We start from the raw sequence: 20,215 nt of genomic DNA, 5'->3' as shown, positions 1-20,215 counted from the left end.
GCGAAGCGAATCGCGGGCTTTTTGCTTTGGGCTCCTCGGGTGCCCGGGCGTCAGACGACGCGGGAGTACCGGGCGATCGGGACCGCCTTGGCGTCGTTGGCGGCCGGCGCGGGGCGCGGGCGTGCCGCGTCGGCGCGCAGGTAGCGGTCGAATACCATCGCCACGCGCCGCACCAGCAGGCGGCCCAGCGTGGTGATTTCGATGCGGGCCGGGGTGCGGCGTACCAGGTTGTCCTCGGCCAGCCGGTCGAGGTCGGCCAGTTCCGGCGCGAAGACCGTGGCGAAGTCGATGCCGTGCTCGGCCTCGACGGCGGCAATGTCGAGCGTGCCGTTGCACATCAGCGCGCCGATGATCGCGCGGCGCAGGTGGTCGTCGGCGGATGTCTCGAAGCCGCGCACGGTCGGCAGGCGCCCGGCATCGAGCGCGGCGTAGTACTCGTCGGTGGTCCGGGCGTTCTGCACATAGTGCCCGGCCACGGCGCCGATGGCCGAAACGCCAAGCCCGATCTGGTCGTAGCCGGCGTGGGTGGCGTAGCCCTGGAAGTTGCGCTGGAGCCGGCCCTCGCGCTGCGCGATCGCCAGATCGTCGCCGGGCAGCGCGAAATGGTCCATGCCTATATAGATATAGCCGGCGGCGGTCAGGCGCTCGATCGTCGACACCAGGATGTCGAGCTTCTCGCCCGCGGGCGGCAGCGCGGCGGCGTCGATACGGCGTTGCGGCTTGAACACGTGCGGCAGGTGGGCATAGCTGTAGACCGAGAGCCGGTCCGGGTGCAGTTCGAGCGTGCGGTCGACCGTGGCGTTGAAGCGCGCGGTGGTCTGGTGGGGCAGCCCGTAGATCAGGTCCATGCTGACCGACTGGAAGCCCAACCGCCGCGCGGCCAGCACCACGCTACGCGTCTCCTCGAACGACTGCACGCGATGGATGGCCTGCTGCACCTCGGGATCGAAATCCTGCACGCCGAGGCTGATCCGGTTGAAACCGAGTTCGGCCAGCAGCGCCATGCGGTCATCGGTCACGCGGCGCGGGTCGATCTCGATCGCGTGCTCGCCTTCGGGCAGCAGGTCGAAGTGTTGGTGCAGCGCGGCCATGACGGCCCGCATTTCGCCGGGATCGAGGAAGGTCGGGGTGCCGCCGCCCCAGTGCGACTGCATGACCGCGCGGCGTTCGCCCAACTGGCCCGCCACCATCGCCATCTCGCGCGACAGGTAATCCACGTAGCGCGCGCTGCGGCTGTGATCCTTCGTGATGATCTTGTTGCAGCCGCAGTAGTAGCAGATGTTTTCGCAGAACGGAATGTGCAGGTAAAGCGACAACGGCGCCGGGGCGTTGGCCCGGCAGGCGTTCAGCGCGTGGCGGTAGCCAGCGTCGCCGACTTCGGCATGGAAGCGGTCGGCGGTGGGATAGGAGGTATAGCGCGGGCCGTTGCCGTCGATGCGGCCGGCCAGGCTGCGGAAGTCGGCCAGCGCGTGGCGGTCGAACGCCGTGCTGGCGGAGGGAGTGTTGGGGGCGGACATGGGGGTCTCGGTGTGGATGCGGGGATAACGACCGATGCTATGCCCGCCGTTCCCGTACAACTTTGATGCGCATCAAGTCCGGCAGTTTGTTACGCCAGCCAGCCCCGCCGAGGTGGGGTTCGGAGTCTATCGAAAGTCACGCGAGCGTCACGATCGCCCGATAGTCTCGGCCCCGGCTCCACGCTCCCGTGGCCAGCTACCCCTTCGCACTTTCCACGCTCCCAGCCATGCGCCAAACCTTGCCGCTGTCGATCTCGTCATGCGTGCCCGCCGCCGATCCGGGCGCTCGCCGCCGTGCCTTGCGGGTGCTCGGGGCGCTGCCGCTGGCCGCCCTCGCGCCGGAGGCGCTGGCCCAGCCTGCCACGCCGGCGCGGCGCCAGCTCGTGGTCGGCCATCTGGTGGATCGCATCGGGCCGCAGGCCGATCTGGCGCGCGACTACGTGGCCGGCGCCAAGGTACTGTTCGACGCAGTGAACGCCGCCGGGGCCGCCTCCGGCACGCCGCGCATCGTGCATGTGATCCGCGATGCCGATCCGAACCCGCGCGGCGCGGTGGCGCAGGCCGTGGCACTGGCCGACAACGAACGCGCCGACGTGCTGTTCGGCATCGGCGACACACTGCTGCCAACGCTGGCCAACGCGCCGGAACTGGCGCGCCGGGGCGTGCAGCTGGTGGCGCCGCTCTCGGGGCTGGCGCTGGCCGCCGACAACGTCTGGTTCACGCGCGCCGACTACCAGGCCGAGATCGATGCCGCCGTGCGCCAGTTGCACAGCTACGGACTGCGCAATATCGCGCTGGCGGTCTCGCCCGACTTCGCGGCCGGGGCGCTTGGCGCCGGCACGCCCTGGCTGGCGCGGCTCGAAAAGGACATTGGCACGCGCGCGGTGCCGCTGGCGGGCAGCATCGACGACAGCGCGCGACGCATTGCCGCCGCGCGGCCCGGCGCCGTGATCGTGGCTGGCGACACGCTGGCCTACGGCAGCCTGGGCCGGGCGCTGGCCGCCCGGAACTGGTACGGCTTTTTGGTGGGCTTGTCGGCGGTCAGTCCGTCATCGGCGCGCGAGATCCTGGGCGCGGGCTACGCCGGGGGCATGGTGGTCACGCAGATCGCGCCGGGACCGCAGGAGTCGACGTTGCGGGTGGTCAAGGAGCACGTGGCGCGCATGAAACAGTACCTCGACGAGCCGGCCTCGCCCGTCACGCTGGCCGGCTACATCGGCGCGGCCTGGCTGGCGCGTGCGGCCACGGCCATGAAGGCGCCGGGACCCGCCGAACTGCGGCGCGCGCTGCAGGCCCGCGTCGACGTGGGCGATTTCACGCTCGACTTCACGCGCGGGCTGCGGGGATCGCAATATGTCCAGTTGGCGCCGATCGGCAAGAGCGGGCTGCCCCAGCGCGCCTGACGCGTGCCGCTAGACGCGCGGCAGCGTGATGCTGACGCGCAGGCCGCCTTCGGGCCGGTTCGAGAGCTTCAGTTCGCCGCCGTGGCGCGCCACGATGTCGTGCGTGATCGACAGCCCCATGCCCACGCCGCCGGTGGCCCGGCTGCGCGACGACTCCACGCGATAGAACGGCTCCAGCACGCGCGGCAGCTCGGTGGGCGGAATGCCGGGGCCGTTGTCGCAGACATCGATCGTCACCCGTTCGGGGCTGTCGGCCAGCACGATGTGCGCGGCGCCACCATAGCGGTGCGCATTCTCGACGAGGTTGACCACCGCGCGGCGCAACTCGGCCGGGTAGGCCAGCAGCGGCGCGGCCTCGCCAGACAGGCGCACGTCCTGGCCGGTCTCCTGCGCATCGTCGACCACGGCCTGCAGCAGCGCCAGCACGTCCACGCGCTGGCGCGGGCCGGTGGCGCCGTCGCGCTCGCGCAGGTAATACAGCGTGGCGTCGATCAGTCCGTTCATCTCGGCCAGGTCCTGGCGCAGCCGGTAGCGCACGTCATTGCTGTCGATCCGCTCGATGCGCAGGCTCATGCGCGTCAGCGGCGTGCGCAGGTCGTGCGACACGGCCGCCAGGAAGCGCGACTGCTGGGCAAGCTGGGTGCGGATGCGCTGCTGCATCAGATTCAGCGCACGCGTGGCGTCGCGCGCTTCGGCCGGCCCGCGTTCCTCGTCGAGCGGGGGCGCGTGCACGTCCTGCGCCAGGCGGTTGGCGCCGCTGGCCAGTTGCTGCACGGGCCGCGCCAGCAACCGCGCGCCCACCCACGAGGCCATCAGGATGGCCGCGAGCTGGAACAGCAGGCCCAGATGCGGCGGCCAGATGCCCCGGATATGGAAGCCCTGCGGCGGGCGTGGCATCGGCTCGCCCGGCTGCGGCGTGCGGAAGGCGTCAAGGTGCAGCGGCGGGCCGTCGAAATCGAATGGCTCCGCGCCGCGCGGGGCGCCCGACCGGCCGCCGCCGTTCTGGCCGTAGGCACCGTAAGGGCCGTAAGAGCCGTAAGGACCGCCGGGGCCGAAACCGGGTCCGCCCGGGGGTGCGAAGATGCCTTCGAGCGGTTGACCGGGCCGGACGTCTTCCACCGACAGGCCGTTCGCTTCCGCCTCCGCCACGGCGCGGCGCATGCGCTCCATGTATCGCTCGGAACCGGGGCGCGGGAACAGGCTTTCGATCACGGTCACGCCCAGCACGTGCACGCCGAGCATGATCGCGGCCATCACGAAGAACACGCGCACGAACATCGAGTCGAAGCGCCGGCGCCGCGCCGGGCGCGGCATGGCGTCGCCGGCCGGCGAAGTCGGGTCCGCGGCCATGCGCTCAGTGCTCCACGTTGCCCGTGAACACGTACCCCTCGCCGCGCACGGTCCGGATCAGCGCCGAGTCGCGCGGATCGTCGCGCAGCTTCTGGCGCAGGCGCGACACGAGCAGGTCGATGCTGCGGTCGAACACGTCGAGATCGCGGCCCCGCGCGTTGTTGATCAGCATCTCGCGGTCGAGCACGCGGTTCGGGTTCTCGATGAAGGTCAGCAGCAGCCGGAACTCGGCGTTGGAAAGCGGCACTACCGTCTCCTCGGCATCCACCAGCTGGCGCAGCGTGGTGTTCAGCCGCCAGATGCCGAAGCGCGTTTCGTGGCCGGTGGCCGCCGGCGCCGCGCGGCGGGCTTCGCCCCGGCTGCGCCGCAATACGGTGTGGATGCGGGCCACCAGTTCGCGCATCTCGAACGGCTTGGTCACGTAGTCGTCGGCCCCGACCTCCAGGCCCACCACCCGGTCAGCCAGTTCGGCGCGCGCCGTCAGCATGATCACCGGCACATTGCTGCTGTCGCGGATCTCGCGGCACAGCGTCAGGCCGTTCTCGCCGGGCAGCGAGAGATCGAGGATCACCAGATCGAACTGCTCGCTGGCCATGGCCGCGCGCATGGCGGCCCCCCCTTCCGCGCCCTGGGCTTCCATGCCGAACGTGGCCAGGTACTCGGCAAGCATGGTGCGGATCTGGGGATCGTCGTCGACGATCAGCAGGCGGGTGGTCAGGGCGGGAGTGAAATCCATGGCGAACTGGCAGAAGGGAGGGCGCGGCCCGGGCCGGACCTGAAAGGGGAAGGCCAATGTACCAGCTAGGCTATTACATCCGATGCCGGTTTTGTATCAGGGCCGATACGTGCAGCACGCGGCACATCGGGCCGTGCGAAAAAAACGCCCCCGGTGCTGCCGCATCCGGGAGCGTTCAACAGGGAAGAAGCCGGGCTCGCATGCGCCCAGCCACACCGCACCGAAGGGCGGGCGCGGCGTGCCGCAGTGAACGCCGAGACGTTCGATGCGCGGGACCCATCGTAGGCACGCGGTGCGGCGGCGTCTTGTCGGCCTTGTATCAGGCCGGCGCCGGCGCGGCGGCATCAGCCGGCGGCGGCGGGCTTGCCGAGCAGCGCCTTGAGACCGGCCAGCCGGTCCTTCGGGCTCATGGCCGGGGTCTCGTCCTTCGGCGCCGGGGCGTCTTCGAGTTTCATCTCGGCGATGAAGCGCGACGGCTCCACCGAGTAGGTCTCCCGGGCGCGCTTGCGCTTCTTGCACCAGCTGATCTGGAGGCTGCGCTGGGCGCGCGTGATGCCCACGTACATCAGGCGGCGCTCTTCCTCGATCTTCTCGTCGCCCATGTCCTCGTCTTCGCGCGAATGGGGCAGGATGCCCTCCTCCACGCCCACCAGGAACACGTGCGGATACTCAAGCCCCTTCGACGCGTGCAGCGTGGACAGCCGCACCGCGTCAGGGTCTTCCTCGCGCCCTTCGAGCATGCTCATCAGCGCCACGGTCTGGGTCAGTTCGAGCAGGTTCTTGCCTTCGTCGGCCAGCCCGTCGGAGGTGTCGAAGCCGGTGGCCTCGCCCTCGCCTTGCGCCTCGGGGCGCGTGCCCTTGCGCTTGAGCCAGTCGAGGAATTCGAGCGTGTTGGTCCAGCGCGACTGCGCCTGGCGCTCGTCGAAGGTGTCGTAGAGATAGGCCTCGTAATGGATGCCTTCCATCAGGTCGTCGAGCACCACCGTGGCAGGGTCCTTCTCCGCCCGGTCGGCCAGCCGCACCATCGATTCGCAGAACACGCGCAGCGGCTCCAGCTGGCGCGGCTGCAGCTTGCCCTCGATGCCGCCCATCATCGCGGCCTCGAACAGCGACACCTTGGCCTGCCCCGCGAACGTGCCGAGCACTTCAAGCGTGGTATTGCCCACGCCCCGGCGCGGCGTGGTGATGGCGCGGATGAACGCGGGGTCGTCGTCGGGGTTCGCAATCAGCCGCAGGTAGGCACAGATGTCCTTGATCTCGGCCTTGTCGAAGAAGCTCTGGCCGCCCGAGAGCACATACGGAATCCGCTCGCGCCGCAGGATCTGCTCGAACAGCCGCGCCTGGTGGTTGCCGCGATAGAGAATCGCGTAGTCGCGGAACTGCGCGCGGCGCTCGAACTTGTGGGCCGAGAGCCGGAACACCACCGATTCGGCCTCGTGTTCCTCGTCGTTCATGGGGTGCACGGCGATGGCGTCGCCCATGCCGTGCTCGGACCACAGCTTCTTGTCGAACAGCTTCGGATTGTTGGCGATCACCGCGTTGGCGGCTTCCAGGATGCGCACCGTCGAGCGGTAGTTCTGTTCGAGCTTGACGACCTTGAGGTCCGGAAAATCGCTCTGCAGCAGCCGCAGGTTGTCGAGCGTGGCGCCACGCCAGCCATAGATCGCCTGGTCGTCGTCGCCCACGGCCGTGAACGCCGGCGCGCGCAGGTGCGAGCCGCCGGCCAGCAGCTTCAGCAACTGGTACTGGCAGGCGTTGGTGTCCTGGTATTCGTCGACGAGGAAGTAGCGCAGCCGGTTCTGCCACTTCAGGCGCACGGCTTCGTCGCGTGCGAACAGCTCGGCGGGCAGCCGGATCAAATCGTCGAAATCCACCGCCTGGTACGCATGGAGCGTGGCCACGTAGTTGCGGTAGACCATCGCGGCCTGGTGTTCATCGGCATCGGCGGCCTGCGCCAGCGCGGTTTCCGGATCGACCATGCCGTTCTTCCACAGCGAGATCGTGCTCTGCACGCTGCGGATCAGCTTCTTGTCGGTGGTGCCAAGCTGCTCCTGGACCAGCCCGAAGCAGTCGTCCGAGTCCATGATCGAGAATTGTGGCTTCAGACCCACATGTGCGGCTTCCATGCGAAGAATTTGCACGCCGAGCGAGTGAAACGTACAAACCGTCAGTTGCTTGAGTGGAATTCGCTTCCCTTCGCGGGTGGTCTTGCCGTCCATGAGCTTGGCAATGCGCTCCTGCATCTCCTTGGCCGCCTTGTTGGTGAACGTGACGGCGGCAATGTGGCGCGGTTCGAACCCCTTGTCTTCGATCAGGTGCGCAATCTTCTGCGTGATCACGCGCGTCTTGCCCGAGCCGGCACCCGCCAGCACAAGGCAGGGGCCGTCCAGATAGCGAACGGCTTCGGATTGCGCGGCGTTGAGTCCGTGGGTCATGGGGCGGGAAAGGGATGCGGGGCGAGCGCCCGGGAATGGCGAAAGAAGCACGCGGGCAGACCCGCGCCAAAGGCGACGATGCTAACACGCGGGGCGCCCGCTGACAGGGTTGTCCGGAGCCGTCCGACAGTACCCGTTTCACGTTGGTAACAATCGTAAATCGGCCATTTCGGGCACGCCTCGGGGGCATGGAGTTTGCCTCTTTCCCGACACGGCCGCGCCGGCGGGACCTCTTCCCCGGCCCGGCAATCCCGAATCGATGACTCTCCACGACAAACAAAGGAGCCAATCATGAAAACCCTTCGCACCCTTTCGAAAGTCGCGCTGATCGGTGTCACGCTGGCGGGCTTCGCCGGTTGCGCGGACATGACCCCGAAACAGCGGAACACGGCCATCGGCGCCGGTGCCGGCGCCCTGGGCGGTGCCGTGCTGACCAACGGCAGCGCGCTTGGCACGATCGGCGGCGCGGCCGCCGGCGGCGTGATCGGCAATGTCGTGACCAAGGACAACCGCTGACCGGGCGTGGCTTGCGGGGGCGGTTTGACAAAGCCAGACCGCTCCCGTACATTCACGCGCATCTGGCCGGGAGAGCGCGCACCGATCATCGATTTGCGCCGCCGAAGGGGAATCACCCGAAAACTCTCAGGCACCATGGACTGGCCGGATCGGCATGCAACATGCACACGATGCATGCCGCACTCTGGAGAGCGACATCCGCCGCGTCTTGATCACCGGCGAGCATGTCCACCGAAGGGGCGCACGGAGCCTGAGGCTTCGTAATCTCTCAGGTATCGAGGACAGAGGGGTCATCCGCCGCAGCGGACCGGATCGCACATTGGTGCGGCCGGGCTGCGGCGGATGACCCTTTTTTCGTTTTCGAATCGCCCGAGGATATCCATGACGCTCCAGGCCACGCCCCTCAACGCCATCCACCGCGCCCTCGGCGCCCGCATGGTCGATTTCGGCGGCTGGGACATGCCGGTCAACTACGGCTCCCAGATCGAGGAACACAATGCCGTGCGCTCCGACGCCGGCATGTTCGACGTCTCCCACATGTGCGTGGTGGACCTGCACGGTCCCAATACCCGGACGTTCCTGCGCGGCCTGCTCGCCAACAACGTCGACAAGCTCCAGACCCCCGGCAAGGCCCTCTACTCGTGCATGCTCGACGAGAAGGGCGGCGTCATCGACGACCTGATCGTCTACTTCTTCGCCGAGGATCACTTCCGGCTCGTGGTCAACGCGAGCACGGCCCTTGGCGACATCGAATGGATCCAGTCGCGCAACACCGAAACGGGCAGCGGCGTGGCCATCACCCCGCGCCGCGGTGACGTGGCACCGGCCGGCACCAGCGCCTTGGCGATCATCGCCGTGCAGGGCCCCAACGCCCGCGCCAAGGTCTACGCCGCCTTCCCCTCGACCCAGCCTGCCGACGCCCTCAAGCCGTTCAACGCGCTCGTGGTGCAGGACCCCGGCATGGGCGAGCTGATGGTGGCCCGCACCGGCTATACCGGCGAGGACGGTTTCGAACTGGTGGTGCCGGCCGAGAACGTCGCCGGCATCTGGGAAAAACTCTCGGCGGCCGGCGTGAAGCCGGCCGGGCTGGGCGCGCGCGACACGCTGCGCCTGGAAGCCGGCATGAACCTGTACGGCCAGGACATGGACATCCACACCTCGCCGCTCGACGCCGGCCTGGCCTGGACCGTCGACCTGCAGAGCGAGCGCGACTTCACCGGCAAGTCCGCCCTGGTGGCCGGCGGCCAGAAGCGCACCTTCGTGGGCCTGATCCTGCGCGACAAGGGCGGCGTGCTGCGCGCGCACCAGAAGGTCGTCACCCCCTCCGGCGACGGCGAGATCACGAGCGGCACGTTCAGCCCGTCGCTGTCGCAATCCATTGCATTTGCCCGCCTGCCGAAGGACGTCGCGCCCGGCGCCGAAGTCCAGGTCGAGATCCGCGACCGCAAACTGACCGCGACTGTGGTTAAACTGCCATTTGTGCGCAATGGCAAGGCACTCGTGAGCTGAGGCATCGCCCGGCTTCACACCCAACGGTCGCCCTTCCGCCCGTCCCGCGCGAGCCCAGATGCCGCGGGCCGGGTGAATGAAACAAGAAACACACTGTATCCCGGAGAACCTTCATGAATTTCCCCGCTGACCTCAAGTACACCGAGTCGCACGAATGGGTGCGCGTCGAATCCGACGGCACGCTGACGATCGGCATCACCGACCACGCGCAGGACGCGCTGGGCGACATCGTCTTCCTGGAACTGCCCGAAGTGGGCAAGTCGGTCGGCGCCGGTGACGCGCTGGCCGTCGTCGAGTCCGTGAAGGCGGCCTCCGACATCTACGCCCCGGTGGCCGGCGAAGTGATCGCCATCAACGATGCCGCCTCGGCCTCGCCGGAATCGGTCAACGCCAACGCTTTCGACGCCTGGCTGTTCAAGATCAAGCCGGCCAACGGCGACGATGTGAACGGCCTGATGAACGTCGACGCCTACAAGGCCAGCGTCGGCGCCTGACCGCCCGATTGTCCGATGCCGCCGGGCGCAGGCTGACCACCTGCCGCCCGGTGCTCCACGAGATCTCCTTGCCATGAACGCCCCGCTTTCCATGAACGCTGCCGCCCAAGGTGCACGGCCCACGCTGGCCGAACTCGAGGCGCGCGACGCCTTCGCCGCCCGCCATATCGGCCCCGATGCCGCCGAACAGCAACACATGCTCGGCCTGCTCGGCTTCGACAGCACTGCCGCGCTGATCGACGCCGTGGTGCCCGCCGCCATTCGCCGCGACGGCATGTCGCTGGGCGAATTCACCGCTCCGCTGACCGAGGAAGCCGCTCTGGCGAAACTGCGCGGCCTGGCCGGCAAGAACCGTGTGCTCAGGAGCTTCATCGGACAGGGCTACTACAACACGCTGACGCCGGGCGTGATCCTGCGCAACGTGTTCGAGAACCCGGCCTGGTACACCGCCTACACCCCGTACCAGCCGGAAATCTCGCAGGGCCGGCTCGAAGCGCTGCTGAACTTCCAGCAGATGCTGACCGACCTGACGGGCATGGACATCGCCAATGCGTCGATGCTCGACGAGGGCACCGCCGCCGCCGAGGCCATGACGCTGCTGCAGCGCGTCAACAAGCACGCCTCGAACACGTTCTTCGTGGCCGATGACGTGCTGCCGCAGACGCTGGAGGTGGTACGCACCCGCGCGGAGCCGATGGGCATCGTGATCAAGGTTGGCCCCGCTGCCGAGGCTGCGAAGGCCGAGGCGTTCGGCGTGCTGCTGCAGTACCCGGGCGTCAATGGCGACGTGGTCGACTACCGCGCCATCGCCGAGGCCGTGCATGCCGGCGGCGCCCGCGTGGTGGCCGCCGCCGATTTGCTGGCGCTGACGCTGCTGGCCGCTCCCGCCGAATGGGGCGCGGACGTGGCCGTGGGCAACACGCAGCGCTTCGGCGTGCCGCTGGGCTTCGGCGGCCCGCACGCCGGCTACATGGCCGTGCGCGACGAGTTCAAGCGCTCGATGCCGGGCCGCCTGGTCGGCGTGACGATCGACGCGCAGGGCAACAAGGCTTATCGTCTGGCACTGCAGACGCGCGAGCAGCACATCCGCCGCGAGAAAGCCACGTCCAACATCTGCACGGCGCAGGCGCTGCTGGCCATCATGGCGTCGATGTACGCGGTCTACCACGGTCCGCAGGGCCTCAGGCGGATTGCCCAGCGCGTGCACCGCCTGACCGCCACGCTGGCCGCCGGCCTGAAGACGCTCGGCCACACGCCGCTGAACGCGACGTTCTTCGACACCATCACGCTCGACACCGGCTTCAACACCGACGCCTTCCACGCCTCGGCCACGCAGCGCGGCATCAACCTGCGCCATGCCGGTGGCACGCGCATCGGCATCTCGCTCGACGAAATCGCATCGCGCGAGGACGTGGTGGCCCTGTGGGAAATCTTCGCCCACGGCAAGCCGGTGCCGAAGTTCGACGAGGTGGAAGCCGCGGTCGCCGACGGATTCCCCGCCGCGCTGGCGCGCCAGAGCGCCTACCTGACGCACCCGGTGTTCAACACGCACCACGCCGAACACGAAATGTTGCGTTACCTGCGCTCGCTGGCCGACAAGGACCTGGCGCTGGACCGCACGATGATCCCGCTCGGCTCGTGCACGATGAAGCTCAACGCCACCAGCGAAATGCTGCCGGTGACGTGGCCCGAGTTCAGCAACATCCACCCGTTCGCGCCGCTCGACCAGACCGTGGGCTACCGCGAAATGATCGACCAGCTGGAGGCGATGCTGTGCGCCGCCACCGGCTACGCCGCCGTGAGCCTGCAGCCGAACGCCGGCTCGCAGGGCGAGTACGCCGGCCTGCTTATCATCCATGCCTACCACGCCAGCCGTGGCGAGAGCCACCGCGACATCTGCCTGATTCCGTCGTCGGCCCATGGCACGAACCCGGCGTCGGCCCAGATGGCCGGCATGAAGGTGGTGGTCGTGGCCTGCGACGAGAACGGCAACGTCGACCTGGCCGATCTGGCGAAGAAGGCCGAGCAGCACAGCAAGAACCTGGCCGCGATCATGATCACGTACCCGTCCACGCACGGCGTGTTCGAACAGGGCGTGCAGCAGATCTGCGACATCGTGCACCAGCACGGCGGGCAGGTGTACGTGGATGGCGCCAACATGAACGCGATGGTCGGCGTGGCCGCGCCGGGTCAGTTCGGCGGCGATGTTTCCCACCTGAACCTGCACAAGACGTTCTGCATTCCGCACGGCGGCGGCGGACCGGGCGTGGGTCCGGTAGCCGTGGGCGCGCACCTGGCCGATTTCCTGCCGAACCAGGACAGCGTTGGCTATCGCCGCGACGACAACGGCATCGGCGGTGTCTCCGCCGCGCCGTTCGGCTCGGCCAGCATCCTGCCGATCTCGTGGATGTACATCGCCATGATGGGCGCGAGCGGCCTGACCGCCGCCACCGGGAACGCGATCCTGACCGCCAACTACGTGGCCAAGCGCCTGGCGCCGCACTACCCGGTGCTGTATGCGGGCCAGGGCGGACTGGTGGCGCACGAGTGCATCCTGGACCTGCGTCCGCTGCAGAAGAGCACCGGCATCACCAACGAGGACGTGGCCAAGCGCCTGATGGACTATGGCTTCCACGCCCCGACCATGAGCTTCCCGGTGCCGGGCACGCTGATGATCGAGCCGACCGAAAGCGAGGCGCTGTCCGAGCTGGACCGCTTCATCGACGCGATGATCGCCATCCGTGGCGAGATCGCCCGCGTCGAGGACGGCAGTTTCGACCGCGAGGACAACCCGCTCAAGCATGCGCCGCACACGGCCAACGTGATCACGGCCAACGAGTGGACGCGCAAGTACACGCGCGAGGAAGCCGCCTATCCGGTGGCGTCGCTGCGCACGCAGAAGTACTGGCCGCCGGTCGGCCGGGCCGACAACGTGTATGGCGACCGCAATCTGTTCTGTTCCTGCGTACCGATCAGCGCGTACGCTGAAGGGGAATAAGCCCCTCCGGCCGTCGATAACAAAACATGTCCCCGCCGCCCCGTCTCCGGACTGTTCCGGAGCGGGTGCGGCTCTGACGGCGTGCCGGCGGCGCGCCGTCTTCGCATCTGGAGTCAGCCGTGGCAGTCAGTGTCTTCGATCTGTTCAAGGTAGGGATCGGTCCGTCGAGTTCGCACACCGTGGGACCGATGCGGGCCGCCCTGATGTTCGCTCTCGGACTGGAGCGTGACGGGTTGCTGCCGCAGGTGGCCAGCGTGCGTGCCGAGCTGTATGGCTCGCTGGGCGCCACGGGCAAGGGCCACGGCACCGACAAGGGCGTGATCCTGGGGTTGATGGGCGAGGCACCGGACACGGTCGATCCCGAGGAAATCGACGGCAAGCTGCGGGCGCTGCGCCAGGGAAAGCTGCTGACGCTGCTCGGCAAGCACACGGTGCCGTTTGTCGAGCGCGAGCACATTGTGTTCTATCGCCGCGAGGCCATGGCCGAGCATCCCAACGGCATGAAGTTCCACGCCTACGACGCCGATGGCACCTCGCTGCGCGAGGCGCGCTACCTGTCGGTGGGCGGCGGCTTCGTGGTGACGGCCGGGGCGCCGAACACGCAGTTGCAGGCGGCCGAGCGGCAGTTGCCGCATCCGTTTCGCAGCGGGCGGGCGATGCTGGACATGGCGCAGGCCAGTGGCAAGTCGATCGCCCAGCTCATGATGGAGAACGAACTGACCTGGCGCTCCGAGGCGGAGGTCACTGACGGACTGCTGCATATCTGGGATGTCATGCAGCAATGCGTCGAGCGCGGCTGCCGGACCGACGGCGAACTGCCAGGCCCGTTCAAGGTCAAGCGCCGCGCGCCCGAACTGCACCGCAACCTGACGCTGCGCGCCGAGCGGACGCTGTCCGATCCGCTCTCGGTCATGGACTGGGTCAACCTCTACGCCATGGCCGTCAATGAGGAAAATGCCGCCGGCGGACGCGTGGTCACCGCGCCGACCAACGGCGCCGCCGGCATCATCCCGGCGGTGCTTCACTACTACGACCGCTTCGTGCCCGGCGCCAACCGCCAGGGCGCGGTCGACTTCCTGCTCACGGCCGGCGCCATCGGGCTGCTCTACAAGCTCAACGCGTCGATCTCGGGTGCCGAGGTCGGCTGCCAGGGCGAGGTCGGCGTGGCGTGCTCGATGGCGGCCGGCGCGCTGGCCGCGGTGCTGGGCGGCACCCCGGAGCAGGTGGAGAACGCCGCCGAGATCGGCATGGAGCACAATCTCGGCCTGACCTGCGACCCGGTGGGCGGCCTCGTGCAGATTCCGTGCATCGAGCGCAATGCCATGGCGTCGGTCAAGGCGGTCAACGCCGCGCGCATGGCGCTGCGCGGCGATGGCACGCACTACGTGTCTCTGGACTCGGTGATCAAGACGATGCGCGAAACCGGGGCCGACATGAAGACCAAGTACAAGGAAACGGCGCGGGGCGGGCTGGCGGTCAATATCGTCGAATGCTGACCGTCGCGTGCGGCGTCTATGATGGAAGTCCCAAAATAAGAAAACGGCCATGCAGACCTTCCACCAGCTATTCGACGACGTATCCTCAACGTTCACCTATCTGCTGATCGATGCCGCCACGCGCGAGGCCGTGCTGATCGACCCGGTCGACCGCCAGTGCGAGCGCGACCTGGCCGTGGTCAAGGAGACCGGCGCCAGGCTGGTCTGGATCGCCGAGACTCACGCGCACGCCGACCACATCACCTCGGCCGGCCACCTTGCCGCGCTGACCGGCGCCAGTACCGCCGCCCCGTCGGGCTGCGATATCAAGCCGGCCCGGAAACAGCTGATCGACGGCGACACGCTGACCTTCGGCAGCCAGCAATTGCGTGCGATGCACACGCCGGGCCATACGGCCGGCAGCATGAGCTATCTCTGGGAGGAATCAACCGCCGGCGGCATTGCGAGGCGGATCTTCACGGGCGATGCGCTGCTGATCGACGGGTGCGGGCGGACCGATTTCCAGTCCGGTGATGCAGGGACGCTGTTCGACAGCCTGACGCAGAAACTCTTCCGCCTGCCGGATGACACCCAGGTCTATCCGGCCCATGACTACAAGGGCCGGACCGTCTCGACCATCGGCGCCGAGCGCGCCACGAACAGCCGGGTGGCGGGCCGCTCGCGCGAGGAGTTCATCGCGATGATGCGCAGCCTGAACCTGCCGCGTCCGAAGCTGATCGATATCGCGGTGCCCGCCAACCAGCAGTTGGGCCTGGTGTCGGGCCGCGACGGCGCTACCGTGCCGCACGGCGCATGATGCGCCGGAATCGCCCGATTTAAAGTTTCTACGATTCCCAGGCTTCGCAGGTACGCCGGACCGTGTCGCGCAGGCTGTGCGCTTCGTCGTTGACGGTACGCACCCAATGCGCGTCGTTGTCGCGCGAAGCCGCCAGCGCGCGGATATTGGCCAGCGCCTGCAACGAGCCGAGCGCCTCGGCATGCGGCTCCAGCGCATCGCAAATGGACAAAATATGATCCGCGATCGGCATCCGGGTCAGTTCGTTCGGATGCACGTACTCGCCTTCCAACCCGAACCGGCAAGCCTGGAAGCGGTTGAAGGTGTACACGAGGTAGTCGTCTTCCTGCGGCATGAACGGGCGCGACAGCAGCAGGTAGCGCGCCAGTGCCTGGATATACGCGGCGATGTCGCAGGCGCGCTGCACCGTCAGCGGCGTATCCATGACGCGGACCTCGATCGTGCCGAATTCCGGCTTGGGACGGATATCCCAATAGAAATCCTTCATGCTCTCGATCACGCCGGTTGCGCGCATCTTGTTGAAGTACGCCTCGAAGCCATCCCAGGTCAGCACGTGGGGGGCACGGCCGCTCATCGGGAACGCCGCCACCGAGTTCAGCCGGGCCGATGCGAACCCGGTATCCACGCCCTGGACGTACGGCGACGATGCGGCCAGCGCGATGAAGTGCGGTACGTAGCGCCCGATGGCATGCAGCAGGAACAGCGATTCGTCGGCGCTCGGGCAGCCGATGTGGACGTGCTGGCCGAATACCGTGAACTGCTTGGCCAGATAGCCATACAGTTCGGAAATGTACTGGTAGCGCGGCGAGTCCGAGATCGTGCGGTCCGACCAGACCTGGAACGGGTGCGTGCCGCCACCGCAGATGCCCAGGTTCAGGCCGCGCGAGGCGTTGACCATCAGGTCACGCATCACGGTCAGCTCCTCAAGCGCCTGCGCATAGCTGTGGCAGATGCCGGTGCTGATCTCGATCATCGAGGGGCTGATCTCGGGCTTGATATCGCCGGCGTGCTGGGCACCCTTGAGCGCGCGGATCAGGTCCGGCGCGAACGGCGCCAGGTCATAGTCATGGCGATTGACGAGCTGCAGTTCCAGCTCCACGCCAAAGGTCAGCGCCTCGGAATGGGCGAACGGTTCGAGCGACATCAGCGCCCTCCTCCATTGTTCCTTGCCTCGCCCGCGTAGCGCAGCGCCCACGCCGCGATGATCGGGCCCGCCAGCTGCTCGATGGCAAGCGCGCAAAGGATGATCGAAGCGAGCGGCGCACCGGTGCCCGGATACAGGCGCGCCACGTCGCTCATCAGAAGATAGGCCAGCCCCGACATCGGCGCCAGCGCCAGACCCAGCGCCATGGCCTGGCGCAGGCTGAGCCCCGAGAACGAACCGAGCGAGACCACGCCCACCAGCTTGGCCACGTGGCGCAGCACGACCAGCGCAACGGCCAGCGAGCCGCCGATGATCCAGTCCTGCGCCGTCAGCGGCAGGCCCAGCGACACCACCATGACGATGATCAGCAGGCTGCCGGCGCTGCCGAAGTGCGTCGGCCACACATGCGGCTGGCGGTCCTGGTGCTTGAAGACCACGCCCGCCAGCATCAGCGTCAGCGGCATCGACAGCTTCAGCACCCGCGTCAGCGCCAGCGTGAACAGCACCAGCCCCACCAGCACCAGGAAGCTGTAGTGATCGTCAGCCGACATCCGGGCATAGATCGCATGGCCGACCTTGCCCACCACCCACGCCAGCAGGCACGAACCCACCAGCAGATACAGCGGATGCAGCAGCGCCGCGCCAAGGTTGCCGTATTCGGAATGGAGCCAGCCCGTGGCCAGCTGGACGATGGCCGCCGCGTAGATCGAGTTCAGCGCCGACATCGCCATCAGGCGCTCGGTGACCTGCCCTTCGGCGCGCAACTCGTTCTTGAGCTGCAGGACGATGGTCGGCGAGGTGCTCACCGCGATGCCACCGGCCAGGATCGCCACGCCCGGCGACGCGCCAAGCCATTGCAGCGCCGTGGCCACCAGCCCCCAGGTCAGCAGGCTCTCGGCGGCGCTCGTGAACAGCAGCCAGCGGTTGGCACGCAGCCATGACAGCGACAGCCGGTGGCCGAGTTCGAACAGCGCCAGGGCCAGCGCCATGTCGATCAGCACCCGGGTCTGGGCGATCATGTTGTCGTCGACGATGCTGCGGCCGAGCATGCCGGCGAACAGCCCGACCACCGCGTAACCGACGATACGCGGGCAGCGCAGCCAGCGGCGGCAGACCTCTCCGGCCAGGCCCGCGCCTACCAGCGCGAGGCCCACCCAGAACAGGCCGCCCGGTGCCAATGGCAGCGAGGGGAAAAGTTGGCTCAATCCATTCATGCGCGACATGGTAATGGAAGGACACGTTTCAAAGTGTCAGTGCTTGTCCGACACTTTTTCTATCATGCAGCCAACGCCGGTCTTTCCAAAAGAAAAAGCGCGATCTCCTGCGATCGCGCTTTTGTAGGTCTTTCAAATTGAGAATAGTCTCGTGCGGCGGGTCACACAGCTGTGCCTCAGACGCCCCAGACCTTCCACTTTGGCCGGGTGGCCTTGAGGGCGGCCTCGGTCTTGGCGTACAGGCCCCGCGTCGCACCGGCCTCGGCCCCGAGTGCCCTGGCCCGCTCGAACCAGCCCAGCGCGGTCTCCCGCTGGCCCAGCGCCACCGCGGCCTGCACGGCCACCAGCCAGGTTTCGGCGTTCCAGTCGTCCCGGGCGGCAAAGGCCATCTGGAAGTCGGTCAGCGCCTCCGGCTGGCGGTTCAGGTCCGCCAGCAACCGGGCACGCTGGACGCGCGCCTGCGCCTGTGTGCGCGGATCGCCACCGCCCAGTGCCACGGCCTGTTCGACCAGCGGCAGCGCCCGGTCGTTGTCACCGACGTCGCGCCAGATCTGGCCGAAGCGCCCATAGAGCCAGGCATCCTCCACCAGCAGCGAGCGGCGTTGCAGCGCCTCCAGTTCGGCCCGCGCGTCGGTGCGGTCGTGTTCGTCCATCGCCGCCATGCCGCTGGCGAGCAAAATGCCGTAATGAGCACGTGCATGCGCCATGGCGTGCGCACCCTCGCTGCGTGCCTCCACCGGCAGCGCGTCGAGCCGGCCGTCCATGTGTGACAACGCGGCGCTGGCCGACTCCGTAGCCTCGCGCCCGCCAATCGCGGCCCAGGCCGCCACGAGCCGGCTGAACGCCCAGCTCACGTCAGCCGGGTTGCGCTCGACCGGATACCGGTTCAGCACCTCGCCGGCCAGGTCCACCACCTTCTGGTGCTCGCCGGCCGAGGCGTAGGCGTCGAGCATGTCGACCCAGTGATCGATGAAATCGCTGGCCGCCATGCCCTTCTGGTGCAGCGCAACCTTCTCTTCGAGATGGGCGGCATCGGCGGGCAGCGTGCGCGCCAGCAGCCGGCACAGCAGCGAATACAGGTGGGGATCGGCGTTGCCGCCGTGGCCCTGCGCATCGCCCTCGCCCGTCGCGAAATACGCCTCGAAGCAGGCCAGCCCCTTGCGGCAGGTGGCCTCCAGCATGGGTTTCAGCGCCGGCTGCGCGGCAGGCACCTCGTCGATGAATGCGCCCAGCGCCGCCGCGGCCTGGAAGTACAGCGCGCCGTCGTCGGCGTCGGCCGTCATGGCGAAGCCAGTCCAGGCCGGCTGCGCCGGGGCAGTGGCACCGGCCGCCGAACTGGCCTGGTGGCGCCACGTCAGGGCGCGCACCTGCGCGAGCGGATCGGGCCGCTGACGCAGGTAGGTCTCCAGGTCGTCGAGCGCTGCCGCCGGGTCCGCGCCGAGCCGCAGCGGGGCGCGCAGCCGGCGGGCTTCCGGATGGTCCGGCTGCGTCGCCAGCACCAGTTCGGCCTGCGCCGCCGCCAGGGAGTCGCCCTGTGCGGGGGTCAGATCGAGCAGTTCCGGGGAGTCGAGCGCGATCCGGCCCAGGCAGATCCGCAGCAGTGGCTCGCCGGGCTGCCCGGCGGCATCGCTGCGCGCCACGTAGTCCTGCACGAGCGGCAGGATGTCGCTGGCACCGAGGTCCGGCGCGCGGTACAGCAGGTCGTGCCAGTAGCGGCCGGCCAGCGCGAAATCGTTCAGGCGGAATGCCACGAAGCCGGCATAGAAATGCGCGGCCCACTCGCCGGTAGCCAGCCCGTTGCGGCGCGCCGCCTCGTGCAGCCACGGCTGCGCCTCGGCATCGCGGCCCTCGCGCATCAGCAGCGTGCCATACATATGCGCCAGCGCCCCGCGCGACGCCCAGCGGTGCATCGGCGCCAGCGCCAGCTCGGGCAGCCGCGCCATGGCCTCGTCGAGCGCAGCCAGCGCCGCGGCCACATCGCCACGATCGGACTGGATCTGCGCGCGCAGCGCGGCATAGTCGACAACTTCGGGATGCGCCGCCCACAGCTGGTCGGCTACCTGCAATGCTTCGTCATGGCGGCCGGCGTTGGCCAGCGCAATGGCTTGGTCGTAACGGACATCCTGCAAGGTCCGCTCCTTCATGAATTCTGCAAAAGCGGAATTATGCGCCATTGGCGTGACCTGCTTCGCGGAGGAGAGGGGGAGATTGGGGGTTGATTGGGGTTGACGGGGGAAATTGGGGTGGGGTGAGGACGCGCGGCGAATCAGAAGCATCGTCGATCAGGGCCGTTGCCGACCGCATCCGTGGGAAGTGTGATCACCGCGCCGGGGTCTGCGGTGATGATGACGCTATCCTTGAACCAGGATGGCCCTCCAAATTGGGCGATCGACCCTTCATAGCGGTGGTGGAGATGGCCGTACTTATCGAAAACGAGTATCCAGCCCTCTTCACGGTCTCTCGTGAAGAAAACCTTGGATAACCAGCTTTCCCTGGTCACCAGATAGTACTCCCGGTTCGGGCTCCAGCAATCTGGCTCGAATGAAACGCCTTGCCGGGCGAGACTCAAGACAAATAGAGGCCACGCGCCAAGCAGAAACACAGGCC

Annotated in this window: 15 protein-coding genes and 2 riboswitches; of the genes, 7 read left to right on the top strand and 8 right to left on the bottom strand. The window is 68.0% G+C overall.

From position 1 onward, the window contains the following. Positions 1–50: 50 nt before the first annotated feature. On the bottom strand, positions 51–1,517 hold the full coding sequence (gene hemN / locus EV147_RS23800) for an oxygen-independent coproporphyrinogen III oxidase (protein WP_130393693.1): 1,467 nt from the start codon (positions 1,515–1,517) through the stop codon (positions 51–53). Positions 1,518–1,744: 227 nt separating this feature from the next. Between hemN and EV147_RS23795 the strand changes: the two genes are divergently transcribed. Continuing rightward, positions 1,745–2,920, top strand: a complete 1,176-nt coding sequence (locus tag EV147_RS23795) for an ABC transporter substrate-binding protein (protein ID WP_130393692.1) — start codon at positions 1,745–1,747, stop codon at positions 2,918–2,920. Positions 2,921–2,929: 9 nt separating this feature from the next. Here the strand turns inward: EV147_RS23795 and EV147_RS23790 are convergent, their stop codons facing one another. From EV147_RS23790 to EV147_RS23780, 3 genes are all read right to left on the bottom strand, one after another. Then, the gene (locus EV147_RS23790; RefSeq protein WP_235844973.1) at positions 2,930–4,270 is read right to left on the bottom strand and encodes an ATP-binding protein; all 1,341 of its coding nucleotides are present in this window, start codon (positions 4,268–4,270) and stop codon (positions 2,930–2,932) included. Positions 4,271–4,274: 4 nt separating this feature from the next. Further along, the gene (locus EV147_RS23785) at positions 4,275–5,006 is read right to left on the bottom strand and encodes a response regulator (protein ID WP_130393691.1); all 732 of its coding nucleotides are present in this window, start codon (positions 5,004–5,006) and stop codon (positions 4,275–4,277) included. Between the two features lie 344 nt (positions 5,007–5,350). Next, the gene (locus EV147_RS23780) at positions 5,351–7,441 is read right to left on the bottom strand and encodes a UvrD-helicase domain-containing protein (RefSeq protein ID WP_130393690.1); all 2,091 of its coding nucleotides are present in this window, start codon (positions 7,439–7,441) and stop codon (positions 5,351–5,353) included. A gap of 291 nt (positions 7,442–7,732) precedes the next feature. Here EV147_RS23780 and EV147_RS23775 point away from each other — a divergent pair, with 291 nt between their 5' ends. The 6 genes from EV147_RS23775 (at position 7,733) to EV147_RS23750 (ending at position 15,250) form a co-directional block, all read left to right on the top strand. Continuing rightward, on the top strand, positions 7,733–7,957 hold the full coding sequence (locus EV147_RS23775) for a glycine zipper 2TM domain-containing protein (protein ID WP_130393689.1): 225 nt from the start codon (positions 7,733–7,735) through the stop codon (positions 7,955–7,957). A gap of 57 nt (positions 7,958–8,014) precedes the next feature. Then, positions 8,015–8,110, top strand: a riboswitch (glycine riboswitch). A gap of 21 nt (positions 8,111–8,131) precedes the next feature. Further along, positions 8,132–8,252, top strand: a riboswitch (glycine riboswitch). 86 nt (positions 8,253–8,338) lie between these two features. Then, positions 8,339–9,466 (top strand): glycine cleavage system aminomethyltransferase GcvT, encoded by a 1,128-nt coding sequence (gene gcvT, locus EV147_RS23770; RefSeq protein ID WP_130393688.1) that lies wholly within the window; start codon positions 8,339–8,341, stop codon positions 9,464–9,466. A 113-nt stretch (positions 9,467–9,579) separates the two neighbouring features. Next, a complete protein-coding gene (gene gcvH / locus EV147_RS23765) occupies positions 9,580–9,960 on the top strand; it encodes a glycine cleavage system protein GcvH (RefSeq protein ID WP_130393687.1) in 381 nt (126 codons plus the stop codon). Positions 9,961–10,033: 73 nt separating this feature from the next. After that, positions 10,034–12,958 carry an aminomethyl-transferring glycine dehydrogenase gene (gcvP, locus tag EV147_RS23760; protein ID WP_130393686.1) on the top strand — a complete coding sequence of 975 codons (2,925 nt, stop codon included), beginning with the start codon at positions 10,034–10,036 and terminating at the stop codon, positions 12,956–12,958. Between the two features lie 119 nt (positions 12,959–13,077). After that, positions 13,078–14,454, top strand: a complete 1,377-nt coding sequence (locus EV147_RS23755) for an L-serine ammonia-lyase (protein ID WP_130393685.1) — start codon at positions 13,078–13,080, stop codon at positions 14,452–14,454. 49 nt (positions 14,455–14,503) lie between these two features. Then, a complete protein-coding gene (locus EV147_RS23750) occupies positions 14,504–15,250 on the top strand; it encodes an MBL fold metallo-hydrolase (RefSeq protein WP_130393684.1) in 747 nt (248 codons plus the stop codon). Positions 15,251–15,278: 28 nt separating this feature from the next. On the opposite strand, the gene EV147_RS23745 is transcribed toward EV147_RS23750, so the two are convergent. The 4 genes from EV147_RS23745 to EV147_RS23730 form a co-directional block, all read right to left on the bottom strand. Then, complete coding sequence (locus EV147_RS23745; protein ID WP_130393683.1) at positions 15,279–16,394, bottom strand: YbdK family carboxylate-amine ligase; 1,116 nt, start codon at positions 16,392–16,394, stop codon at positions 15,279–15,281. After that, positions 16,394–17,617 (bottom strand): cation:proton antiporter, encoded by a 1,224-nt coding sequence (locus tag EV147_RS23740; protein WP_198680348.1) that lies wholly within the window; start codon positions 17,615–17,617, stop codon positions 16,394–16,396. Before EV147_RS23740 ends, EV147_RS23745 begins: the two co-directional genes overlap by 1 nt. Positions 17,618–17,784: 167 nt before the next feature. Then, on the bottom strand, positions 17,785–19,752 hold the full coding sequence (locus EV147_RS23735; protein ID WP_198680347.1) for a tetratricopeptide repeat protein: 1,968 nt from the start codon (positions 19,750–19,752) through the stop codon (positions 17,785–17,787). Positions 19,753–19,874: 122 nt separating this feature from the next. Further along, complete coding sequence (locus EV147_RS23730) at positions 19,875–20,108, bottom strand: hypothetical protein (protein WP_130393681.1); 234 nt, start codon at positions 20,106–20,108, stop codon at positions 19,875–19,877. Positions 20,109–20,215 lie beyond the last annotated feature (107 nt).

The sequence above is a fragment of the Cupriavidus agavae genome (assembly GCF_004217045.1).
In the GTDB taxonomy this organism is placed as follows: domain Bacteria; phylum Pseudomonadota; class Gammaproteobacteria; order Burkholderiales; family Burkholderiaceae; genus Cupriavidus; species Cupriavidus agavae.
The sequence above is the reverse complement of the archived record's forward strand: the minus strand, read 5'-3'. Positions and strand labels throughout refer to the sequence as shown.

What these genes read in the sequence shown, in the direction of transcription:
- hemN (WP_130393693.1), bottom strand. Translation starts at nt 1,517, where the DNA reads ATGTCCGCCCCCAACACTCCCTCCGCCAGCACGGCGTTCGACCGCCAC.
- EV147_RS23795 (WP_130393692.1), top strand. Translation starts at nt 1,745, where the DNA reads ATGCGCCAAACCTTGCCGCTGTCGATCTCGTCATGCGTGCCCGCCGCC.
- EV147_RS23790 (WP_235844973.1), bottom strand. Translation starts at nt 4,270, where the DNA reads ATGGCCGCGGACCCGACTTCGCCGGCCGGCGACGCCATGCCGCGCCCG.
- EV147_RS23785 (WP_130393691.1), bottom strand. Translation starts at nt 5,006, where the DNA reads ATGGATTTCACTCCCGCCCTGACCACCCGCCTGCTGATCGTCGACGAC.
- EV147_RS23780 (WP_130393690.1), bottom strand. Translation starts at nt 7,441, where the DNA reads ATGACCCACGGACTCAACGCCGCGCAATCCGAAGCCGTTCGCTATCTG.
- EV147_RS23775 (WP_130393689.1), top strand. Translation starts at nt 7,733, where the DNA reads ATGAAAACCCTTCGCACCCTTTCGAAAGTCGCGCTGATCGGTGTCACG.
- gcvT (WP_130393688.1), top strand. Translation starts at nt 8,339, where the DNA reads ATGACGCTCCAGGCCACGCCCCTCAACGCCATCCACCGCGCCCTCGGC.
- gcvH (WP_130393687.1), top strand. Translation starts at nt 9,580, where the DNA reads ATGAATTTCCCCGCTGACCTCAAGTACACCGAGTCGCACGAATGGGTG.
- gcvP (WP_130393686.1), top strand. Translation starts at nt 10,034, where the DNA reads ATGAACGCCCCGCTTTCCATGAACGCTGCCGCCCAAGGTGCACGGCCC.
- EV147_RS23750 (WP_130393684.1), top strand. Translation starts at nt 14,504, where the DNA reads ATGCAGACCTTCCACCAGCTATTCGACGACGTATCCTCAACGTTCACC.
- EV147_RS23745 (WP_130393683.1), bottom strand. Translation starts at nt 16,394, where the DNA reads ATGTCGCTCGAACCGTTCGCCCATTCCGAGGCGCTGACCTTTGGCGTG.
- EV147_RS23740 (WP_198680348.1), bottom strand. Translation starts at nt 17,617, where the DNA reads ATGTCGCGCATGAATGGATTGAGCCAACTTTTCCCCTCGCTGCCATTG.
- EV147_RS23735 (WP_198680347.1), bottom strand. Translation starts at nt 19,752, where the DNA reads ATGAAGGAGCGGACCTTGCAGGATGTCCGTTACGACCAAGCCATTGCG.